General features: G+C 52.5%; 6 protein-coding genes. All 6 read left to right on the top strand.

The features are described from left to right. Positions 1 to 322 precede the first annotated feature (322 nt). Positions 323 to 2,029, top strand: a complete 1,707-nt coding sequence (gene araB, locus M979_RS14135) for a ribulokinase (RefSeq protein ID WP_064555317.1) — start codon at positions 323 to 325, stop codon at positions 2,027 to 2,029. Between the two features lie 10 nt (positions 2,030 to 2,039). Continuing rightward, positions 2,040 to 3,542 carry an L-arabinose isomerase gene (araA, locus tag M979_RS14140; protein ID WP_034457823.1) on the top strand — a complete coding sequence of 501 codons (1,503 nt, stop codon included), beginning with the start codon at positions 2,040 to 2,042 and terminating at the stop codon, positions 3,540 to 3,542. 102 nt (positions 3,543 to 3,644) lie between these two features. Continuing rightward, positions 3,645 to 4,340 (top strand): L-ribulose-5-phosphate 4-epimerase, encoded by a 696-nt coding sequence (araD, locus tag M979_RS14145; protein ID WP_034457825.1) that lies wholly within the window; start codon positions 3,645 to 3,647, stop codon positions 4,338 to 4,340. Positions 4,341 to 4,415: 75 nt separating this feature from the next. Then, positions 4,416 to 6,776, top strand: a complete 2,361-nt coding sequence (gene polB / locus M979_RS14150; RefSeq protein ID WP_064555318.1) for a DNA polymerase II — start codon at positions 4,416 to 4,418, stop codon at positions 6,774 to 6,776. A gap of 267 nt (positions 6,777 to 7,043) precedes the next feature. After that, the gene (rapA, locus tag M979_RS14155; protein ID WP_064555319.1) at positions 7,044 to 9,950 is read left to right on the top strand and encodes an RNA polymerase-associated protein RapA; all 2,907 of its coding nucleotides are present in this window, start codon (positions 7,044 to 7,046) and stop codon (positions 9,948 to 9,950) included. A 137-nt stretch (positions 9,951 to 10,087) separates the two neighbouring features. Further along, complete coding sequence (rluA, locus tag M979_RS14160; protein ID WP_034457830.1) at positions 10,088 to 10,747, top strand: bifunctional tRNA pseudouridine(32) synthase/23S rRNA pseudouridine(746) synthase RluA; 660 nt, start codon at positions 10,088 to 10,090, stop codon at positions 10,745 to 10,747. Positions 10,748 to 10,791: the final 44 nt, after the last annotated feature.

The raw sequence follows: 10,791 nt of genomic DNA on the forward strand, positions 1-10,791 counted from the left end.
AAGAAGGGTGTAGAAACAATTTGTCCATATCCGTGCTATTCCTTGCCAGGGCAACACTATCTGAACCGTAAACCGTCCGATTCTCATCATAAAGCCGCAATTTACCTGCACCTATGCTTTTTACCTGACAATTATGGGGTTTTAAGAAGATAACCAAACTGTTTATAAAAGTAGCAGAAATATCCACATCGATTATTTGCGGGGCGTCACACTTCTCAAAGGCACAGCACATTTCTCCATAACTACAGCGAATACGACCTGACTGTTTTTCTGCATAAAAACTAATGTCATTTCCATAGATAACAGGTCAGGGAGTTTAAAAATGTCGATTGCGCTGGGCCTCGATTTTGGTAGTGATTCCGTTCGCGCTTTAGCCGTTGATTGTGAAAACGGTGCAGAGCTTGCGACCAGTGTGGAATGGTATCCGCGCTGGCAAGAAGGCCAATACTGCGACGCCCCAAATAACCAGTTTCGCCATCACCCACGAGACTATATTGAGTCCATGGAACGAGCGGTCAAAACCGTTCTCGCCGAACTGACTGCCGAACAACGCACCCGGGTTTGTGGCATCGGCGTTGACAGCACCGGTTCAACCCCCGCGCCAATTGACGCCCAAGGGAATGTGCTGGCGCTGAAGCCAGAATTTGCCGACAACCCGAACGCAATGTTCGTGTTGTGGAAAGACCATACGGCGGTTGAAGAAGCCGAAGCAATTACTCGCTTGTGCCATCAGCCTGGGAAAAATGACTACTCCCGTTATATCGGCGGCATTTACTCCAGCGAATGGTTCTGGGCAAAAATCCTGCACGTTACCCGCGCCGATCAAAAAGTGGCACAAGCGGCGGTATCGTGGATTGAATTGTGCGACTGGGTCCCGGCACTGCTTTCCGGCACCACTAAACCACAGGATATTCGCCGTGGTCGCTGCAGCGCCGGGCATAAATCCTTGTGGCATGAAAGCTGGGGGGGTCTGCCTCCGGTCAGTTTCTTTGATGAGTTAGATCCGGTCATTAACCAGAATCTCGCTTACCCGATGTTTACTGAAACCTGGACTGCCGACATTCCGGTGGGCAACCTTTCCGCCGAATGGGCTGAGCGTCTTGGTTTGCCACAAAGTGTGGTGATTTCTGGTGGCGCGTTTGACTGCCATATGGGTGCCGTTGGGGCTGGTGCGCAGCCGAACACGCTGGTGAAAGTTATCGGCACCTCCACTTGCGACATTTTGATTGCCGATAAACCTACTGTTGGCGACCGTGCGGTGAAAGGCATTTGCGGGCAAGTCGACGGCAGTGTTGTCCCTGATTTTATCGGCCTTGAAGCCGGGCAATCTGCTTTCGGCGACATCTACGCCTGGTTTGGCCGTGTGCTTGGCTGGCCGCTGGAACAATTGGCGCAGCAGCATCCGGAACTACGCGAACAAATCAATGCTAGCAAGAAGCAATTGTTGCCAGCGCTGACGGAAGCCTGGGCGAAAAACCCATCTCTTGAACATCTTCCGGTGGTGCTCGACTGGTTTAACGGACGTCGCACCCCGAATGCCAACCAGCGTCTGAAAGGTGTGATCACCGATTTGAACCTGGCAACAGACGCACCTGCGCTGTTCGGTGGGCTGATTGCCGCTACCGCCTTTGGTGCTCGGGCCATTATGGAATGCTTCACCGAGCAAGGCATTCCCGTCACTAACGTGATGGCTCTTGGCGGTATTGCACGTAAATCGCCCGTCATCATGCAGGTCTGTTCTGACGTACTCAATCGCCCATTGCAGATTGTCGCTTCTGACCAGTGCTGCGCATTAGGTGCTGCCATTTTTGCCGCTGTTGCCGCGGGTATTCACACGGATATTTCTCGTGCCCAACTCGCTATGGCCAGCCAAATTGAAAGTACCTTGCAACCCGATACCCAACGCGCCGAGCGCTTTGAGCAGCTTTATCGCCGTTACCAGCAGTGGGCTGTTAGCGCGGAACAACATTATCTCCCTTCAGCCCCAGTTGCAGCCCCTCGCGCAACCCAGGCCACTGTGACCCATTAAGGAAATGACGATGAACATTTTTGAACAATATGAAGTGTGGTTTGTAATTGGCAGCCAGCATCTCTACGGTGCGGAAACGTTGCGTCAGGTGAATCAACACGCCGAGCAGGTTGTAAATGCGCTGAATAAAGAAGCCAAACTACCGTGCAAGCTGGTGTTGAAACCTTTGGGAACCACACCGGATGAAATTACCGCTATTTGCCGCGATGCCAGTTACGACGATAAATGTGCAGGTATGGTGGTGTGGTTACATACCTTCTCGCCTGCCAAAATGTGGATCAACGGCCTGAGTATTCTGACCAAGCCACTGTTGCAGTTCCATACCCAGTTCAATGCACAGATCCCATGGGGCAGCATTGATATGGACTTTATGAACCTGAACCAGACTGCACACGGCGGCCGTGAGTTCGGTTTCATCGGCGCACGTATGCGCCAGCAGCACACCGTGGTGACCGGTCACTGGCAAGACCCACAAGCCCATCAACGCATTGGTTCCTGGATGCGCCAGGCCGTGTCGAAACAAGATACTCGCCAGCTCAAAGTTGTTCGTTTCGGCGATAACATGCGCGAAGTGGCAGTGACTGACGGCGATAAAGTTGCCGCGCAGATGAAGTTCGGCTTCTCCGTAAACACTTACGCTGTGGGCGACCTTGTTCAGGTTGTAAATGCGGTTAGCGACGGTGACGTCAATGCGCTGGTTGATGAATACGAAAGCAGCTACCGCCTGACTGCTGCTGCGCAAATTAATGGCGACAAACGCCAAAACGTAATTGATGCTGCACGCATCGAACTGGGGATGAAACAGTTCCTGGAACAAGGTGGATTTAGCGCCTTTACCACCACATTTGAAGACCTGCACGGCCTGAAACAACTTCCTGGCCTGGCAGTACAACGTCTGATGCAGCAAGGCTATGGTTTTGCTGGCGAAGGCGACTGGAAAACCGCCGCTCTGCTTCGCATCATGAAGGTGATGTCAACGGGCCTTGCGGGCGGCACCTCTTTCATGGAGGACTACACCTATCACTTTGAAAACGGCAACGATATGGTGCTCGGTTCCCACATGCTGGAAGTTTGCCCATCTATTGCTCTTGCTGAAAAACCCATTCTCGATGTGCAACACCTGGGGATCGGTGGCAAGGACGATCCTGCACGGTTGATCTTCTCCACCCAGACCGGCCCGGCACTTAACGCAAGCCTTATCGATCTTGGCGATCGTTTCCGTCTACTGGTGAACTGCGTTGATACCGTTGAAGCACCGCACCAGTTGCCGAAACTGCCTGTGGCGAATGCCCTGTGGAAAGCGCAGCCGGATCTGCCTACCGCATCCGAAGCATGGATCCTGGCAGGGGGTGCGCACCACACCGTTTTCAGCCAGTCTCTGACGCTTGACGATATGCGCCTGTTCAGCGAACTGCACGGTATCGAACTGGCCGTTATTGATAACGATACCCGCCTGCCTGCGTTTAAAGACTCTCTGCGCTGGAACGAGGTTTATTACAGCTACAAACGTTAGTCAGGAGAACGGTGGATGGCGCGTGCGCTCATCCACCCTACCACTTCAAGTAGGTCGGATGACCGCACGCGCCATCCGACACTCATTTGAGCAGGACTTAATATGTTAGAAGATCTCAAACGTCAGGTACTCGAAGCAAATCTCGCGCTGCCGAAACATAATCTGGTCACCCTGACCTGGGGGAACGTCAGTGCGGTAGATCGTGAACGTGGCGTGTTAATTATCAAACCTTCCGGTGTCGATTACAGCATTATGACTGCCGATGATATGGTGGTGGTCAGCCTGGAAACGGGCGAAGTTGTTGAAGGCAATAAAAAACCCTCCTCCGATACCCCAACGCACCGCCTGCTCTATCTGCAATTTCCGCACATCGGCGGAATTGTCCACACCCACTCGCGCCATGCGACAATTTGGGCACAGGCCGGGAAATCTATTCCTGCAACTGGCACTACTCATGCGGATTACTTCTACGGCACCATTCCTTGCACCCGCAAAATGACCGATGAAGAGATCAATGGCGATTACGAATGGCAAACTGGCGAAGTGATTGTAAAAACCTTTGCTGAACGTGGAATCGACGCCGCGCAAATGCCTGGCGTGTTGGTGCATTCTCACGGCCCGTTTGCCTGGGGCAAAGATGCTGTCGACGCGGTACACAACGCTATTGTGCTGGAAGAAGTGGCATATATGGGCATCTTCTGCCGCCAACTTGAGCCAGAATTACCAGATATGCAGCAAACTCTGCTCGATAAACACTACCTGCGTAAACATGGCGCAAAAGCCTATTACGGCCAGTAAACACTGTATATAAAAGCAGTAAAGCCAGGCGAAGTGGTCTATAATCAGACCACTTTTCCTTTATGAGAATGCAGCGTGTCGCAAGCTCGTCAGGGGTTTCTACTCACGCGTCACTGGCGAGATACCCCACTCGGTACTGAAGTTGAATTTTGGCTGGCAACAGATGATGGCCCGGTAAAAGTGCGCCTGCCGCGCCAGGAATCGGTCGCATTTATCCCACAGTCACAACAAGCCGAAGCCGCACGTCTGCTTGAGCGTGAAAGCCAGTATCGGCTTACACCGCTGCCCCTCAAAGATTTCCATCGTCAGCCCGTTTGCGGCCTTTATTGCCGCCAGCATCGCCAGCTTATGCGCATCGAAAAACTGCTGCGCGATGGCGGTGTCAGAGTGTATGAAGCCGATATTCGCCCGCCAGAACGTTTCTTGATGGAGCGTTTTATTACCGCTCCCGTCTGGTTTAGCGGCGAGTCGCAAAATAACGTGTTGGTTGAAACAAAGCTAAAACCTGCACCGCAGTACCGCCCACCACTAAACTGGGTATCGCTGGATATCGAAACAAATCGCCACGGCGAACTGTATTGCATCGGCCTGGAAGGCTGCGGGCAGCGTGTCGTCTACATGCTTGGACCGGAAAACGGTGACGCCAGCGAGCTGGATTTCACGCTGGAATACGTCGCCAGCCGGCCGTTGCTTATCGAAAAACTCAATAGCTGGTTTGCAAAGCACGATCCCGATGTGTTGATTGGCTGGAACGTGGTGCAGTTCGATTTACGTGTATTGCAAAAAATGGCGGAACGTTATCAGGTGCCATTACGTCTTGGGCGTGAAAATAGCCTGCTGGAATGGCGCGAACATGGTTTCAAGCAAGGTGTGTTTTTCGCACAGGCCGCCGGGCGCGTGATTATCGATGGTATCGAAGCATTACGTTCCGCCTTCTGGAATTTCTCGTCGTTCTCCCTTGAGACAGTGTCCCGCGAACTGCTCGGCGAAGGTAAAGCGATTGATAACCCGTGGCAGCGGATGGACGAAATTGACCGTCGTTTTGCCGAAGATAAGCCAGCGCTGGCAAAGTACAATCTTAAAGACTGCGAACTGGTAACGCGCATTTTCCACAAAACGGAGCTGATGCCGTTTCTACTAGAACGCGCGACGGTTAACGGTTTACCGCTTGACCGCCACGGCGGTTCTGTTGCCGCATTTGGTCACCTGTATATTCCACGCATGCACCGTGCCGGTTATGTTGCACCAAATCTGGGGGATGTGCCTCCGCAGGCAAGCCCTGGCGGTTATGTCATGGACTCGCGCCCTGGCCTTTACGACTCAGTGTTAGTACTCGATTACAAAAGTCTTTATCCGTCGATTATCCGCACATTTCTTATTGACCCTGTAGGCCTGGTTGAAGGGATGGCGCACCCGGAACCTGAGCATTCCGTTGATGGTTTTCTTGGCGCGCATTTTTCCCGAACCACGCATTGCCTGCCCGATATCGTTGGGCAAATCTGGTCCGGGCGCGATGAAGCCAAACGTCATGGCAACAAGCCATTGTCCCAGGCGTTGAAGATCATTATGAATGCGTTTTATGGAGTGTTGGGCACCAGTGCCTGCCGCTTCTTTGATCCTCGCCTTGCCTCGTCGATCACCATGCGCGGGCACCAGATCATGCTACAAACCAGGGAGTTGATTGAATCGCAGGGCTATGACGTGATTTACGGCGATACAGACTCTACGTTTGTCTGGCTGAAAAAAGCCCATTCCGAAGAAGATGCGGCACGTATCGGCAAGGAGTTAGTGAATCATGTGAATGCGTGGTGGAAGGCGCATCTGCAAGAAACCCAACAGTTAGACAGTAAGCTTGAACTGGAATACGAGTCCCACTTTTGCCGTTTCCTGATGCCAACCATTCGCGGAACCGTTGAAGGTTCCAAAAAGCGCTACGCCGGAATGATTCAGGAAAATGACAAACAGCGGATGGTGTTCAAAGGACTGGAAACGGTGCGAACGGACTGGACACCACTGGCACAAGAGTTCCAGAAATCGCTTTATTTGCGCGTATTCCGCAACGAGCCCTATCAGGATTATATTCGTGAAACCATCGCCAGTTTGATGGCGGGTGAGCTTGACGAGCAGTTAATTTACCGTAAACGTCTGCGCAGGCCGTTAAGCGAATATCAAAAAAATGTGCCGCCGCATGTCCGTGCTGCTCGCCTCGCCGATGAGCATAATCAACGGCTTGGTCGTGCCCCGCAATACCAGAATCGGGGAACAATTAAGTATGTGATCACCACCAACGGCCCGGAGCCCGTGGATTACCAGGAATCCCCCCTGGACTATGAACATTACCTGACCCGCCAGCTCCAACCGGTGGCTGAAGGAATTTTACCTTTCCTTGAAGATGACTTTGCTACACTGATGACAGGGCAATTAGGGCTATTTTGATTAACTCTAAATAGTTCGAGTGACAGGAAGGCGGCAAGTGAGCAAATCCCCAGCAGCTTGCTAAAGTAAGTGACTGGGCTGAGTGAGTGCCGCCAACGCCCCTGTAACTTGAAGTATGACGAGTAGGTGACGAATGCGTCGGCTTCCAGTACCATAGCGCCCTCCTGAACCATCCATAAATCTACTTTTGAACTACCGCCCTCTTTATGCGCGGTCGTTATGCTATTGCCTGCAAATCTTAGTAACTGATAATAGAGCCGAAATCATATGCCTTTTACACTTGGTCAACGTTGGATCAGCGATACCGAAAGCGAACTGGGACTGGGAACCGTGGTCGCTTTAGACACTCGCATGGTAACCCTGCTCTACCCTGCCACCGGTGAAAATCGACTGTACGCCAGAAATGACTCACCTATCACGCGCGTGATGTTTAACCCGGGTGATACCGTCACCAGCCATGAAGGCTGGCAACTCAAAGTTGATGAAGTTAAAGAAGAAAATGGCTTACTTGCCTACATCGGTACGCGTCTGGATACAGAAGAAGCAGGTACCATGCTGCGCGAAGTGTTCCTCGACAGCAAACTGGTGTTCAGCAAGCCGCAAGACCGCCTTTTTGCCGGGCAAATTGACAGAATGGACCGCTTCGCCCTGCGTTACCGTTCCCGCGTTTACCAAAGCGAGCAGTATCGCCAGCCCTGGAGCGGCCTGCGCGGCATGCGCACCAGCCTGATTCCACACCAGCTGAACATTGCCCACGATGTGGGTCGTCGTCATGCGCCACGCGTATTGCTCGCTGACGAAGTCGGTTTAGGTAAAACGATTGAAGCCGGGATGATTTTGCATCAGCAACTGCTGGCAGGCAGCGCTGAACGCGTATTGATCGTGGTGCCAGAAACCCTGCAACACCAGTGGCTGGTTGAAATGCTCCGCCGCTTTAACCTGCGTTTTGCTCTCTTTGATGACGAGCGTTATGCCGAAGCCCAGCACGACAGCGATAACCCATTCGAAACAGAACAACTGGTTATCTGCTCGCTTGATTTCGTGCGCCGCAGTAAGCAACGCCTTGAGCATCTGTGCGATGCAGAGTGGGATTTGATGGTGGTCGATGAAGCCCACCATTTGGTGTGGAGCGAAAATGCCCCAAGCCGTGAATACCAGGCCATTGAGCAACTAGCCGAACACATTCCAGGTATCCTGCTGTTAACCGCAACGCCTGAGCAATTGGGTATGGAAAGCCACTTCGCGCGTCTGCGTTTGCTTGACCCAAGCCGCTTCCACGATTTCGAGCAGTTTGTTGAAGAACAACAGCACTACCGCCCGGTGGCCGACGCCGTGGCATTGCTGCTGGCTGGCAATCATCTGACCAACGATCAGCTCAATATGCTGAGCGAACTGATTGGCGAGCAGGATATTGAGCCGCTGCTGCAAACCGCGAACAGCAACCGTGAAGGTAGCGATGCGGCACGTCAGGAGCTGATTTCCATGCTGATGGACCGCCACGGCACCAGCCGCGTGCTGTTCCGTAACACCCGTAATGGCGTGAAAGGCTTCCCGAAACGCGAACTGCACACCATCCGTTTGCCACTACCAATGCAGTATCAAACCGCGATTAAAGTGTCCGGCATTATGGCCGCACGTAAATCCGTGGAAGAACGTGCACGCGACATGCTCTACCCGGAGCAGATTTATCAGGAATTTGAAGGCGATAGCGGCACGTGGTGGAACTTCGATCCACGTGTTGAATGGCTGATGGGTTACCTGACTAGCCACCGCTCTCAGAAGGTTCTGGTTATTTGTGCCAAAGCCGCGACAGCATTACAACTCGAGCAAGTTCTGCGTGAGCGCGAAGGCATTCGTGCCGCCGTGTTCCACGAAGGCATGTCCATCATTGAGCGTGACCGCGCAGCCGCATGGTTTGCCGAAGAAGACACTGGCGCCCAGGTACTGCTGTGCTCCGAAATTGGTTCCGAAGGCCGTAACTTCCAGTTCGCAAGCCAACTGGTGATGTTCGATCTGCCATTTAACCCGGACTTGCTGGAGCAGCGTATTGGCCGTCTGGACCGTATCGGCCAGGCGCACGATATCCAGGTTCACGTTCCTTACCTTGAGAAAACGGCGCAATCGGTGCTGGTGAAGTGGTTCCATGAAGGTCTGGATGCGTTCGAGCACACTTGCCCAACCGGCCGCACAATTTACGACAGCGTTTATCCGCAACTGATTGAGTATTTAGCAGCACCTGAAAATACCGACGGTTTCGATGCGCTGATTAAGCAATGCCGTGAGCAGCATGATGCATTGAAGATTCAACTTGAGCAGGGCCGTGACCGTTTGCTGGAAATTCACTCTAACGGCGGTGAGAAATCACAGGCGTTAGCTGAGTCCATTTCCGAACAGGATAACGATACCAATCTGGTAAGTTTCGCTCTCAACTTGTTCGACATCGTCGGCATTAATCAGGACGACCGTGGCGACAACATGGTGGTACTGACTCCTGGCGATCACATGCTGGTGCCTGATTTCCCAGGGCTTCCAGAAGACGGTTGTACGATTACCTTTGAGCGTGAAGTGGCCCTGTCGCGTGAAGATGCACAGTTTGTGACCTGGGAACACCCAATCATTCGTAATGGCCTGGATCTGATTCTCTCAGGCGATACTGGTAGCTGTGCACTCTCTTTGTTGAAAAACAAAGCACTGCCTGTTGGGACATTATTGCTGGAGCTGATTTATGTTGTTGAGGCAAAAGCGCCGAAGCAATTGCAGCTCAACCGCTTCCTGCCGCCAACGCCAGTGCGTATGTTGGTGGACAAAAATGGCACCAACCTTGCTGCTCAGGTCGAGTTTGAAAGCTTTAACCGCCAGCTCAGCACCGTGAATCGCCATACTGGCAGCAAATTGGTGAACGCAGTTCAGCAAGATGTTCACGCGATTTTGCAATTGGCAGAAGAGAAAGTGGAAGCTGCAGCGCAAGTGTTGATCAAAGCTGCTCGTGAAGAAGCTGATGATAAGCTGAGCTCTGAACTTTCCCGTCTGGAAGCGCTAAAAGCGGTGAATCCAAACATTCGTGATGATGAACTCGAAGCTATCGAGAACAACCGTCAGCAAGTGTTGGAAAGCCTCGCACAAGCCAACTGGCGTCTCGATGCGTTGCGCCTGATTGTAGTGACACACCAATAGTTTGCACACCGCTTTACTCAAATCATTCGAGTTGCAGCAAGGCGGCAAGAGAGAACATCCCCAGGAGCTTACAACAGTAAGTAACTGGGGTGGGCGAAAGCAGCCAACGCCGCTGCAGCTTTAAGGATGTAGAGTAAATGTTGATGGAACCCTATAACCCGCCTACCGAACCCTGGTTAGTTATTTTGTACCAGGACGAGCACATCATGGTCGTCAATAAGCCTTCGGGCTTGTTGTCTGTACCCGGGCGTCTTGATGAGCACAAAGACAGTGTGATGACGCGCATTCAGCGCGACTTCCCGTTGGCAGAATCAGTTCATCGCCTGGACATGGCCACCAGCGGCGTAATTGCCGTGGCACTGACAAAAGCGGCAGAGCGCGAGCTGAAGCGTCAGTTTCGTGAGCGTGAGCCGAAAAAGCAGTATGTGGCGCGGGTTTGGGGGCACCCTCAGCCAGAAGAAGGTCTGGTGGATTTACCGCTGATTTGTGACTGGCCGAACCGGCCAAAACAGAAAGTGTGTTATGAAACCGGCAAAGCGGCACAGACGGAATATCAGGTTCTTGAGTATGCAGCGGATAACTCGGCTCGTGTGCTGTTAAAACCAATTACTGGACGCTCACATCAGTTACGCGTTCATATGCTTGCGATGGGCCACCCCATTCTTGGCGACCGCTTTTACGCTACACCAGAAGCGCTGGCGATGGCTCCGCGTTTACAGCTTCATGCTGAAATGCTGACCATTACCCACCCCGAGTATGGAACACCCATGACGTTCCGCGCTCCGGCAGACTTCTAAAAAAAAGCCTCTCAATTGAATCGAGAGGCTTTTTCTATTATTTT

The organism is Buttiauxella noackiae ATCC 51607 (genome assembly GCF_001654865.1).
In the GTDB taxonomy this organism is placed as follows: Bacteria; Pseudomonadota; Gammaproteobacteria; order Enterobacterales; family Enterobacteriaceae; genus Buttiauxella; species Buttiauxella noackiae.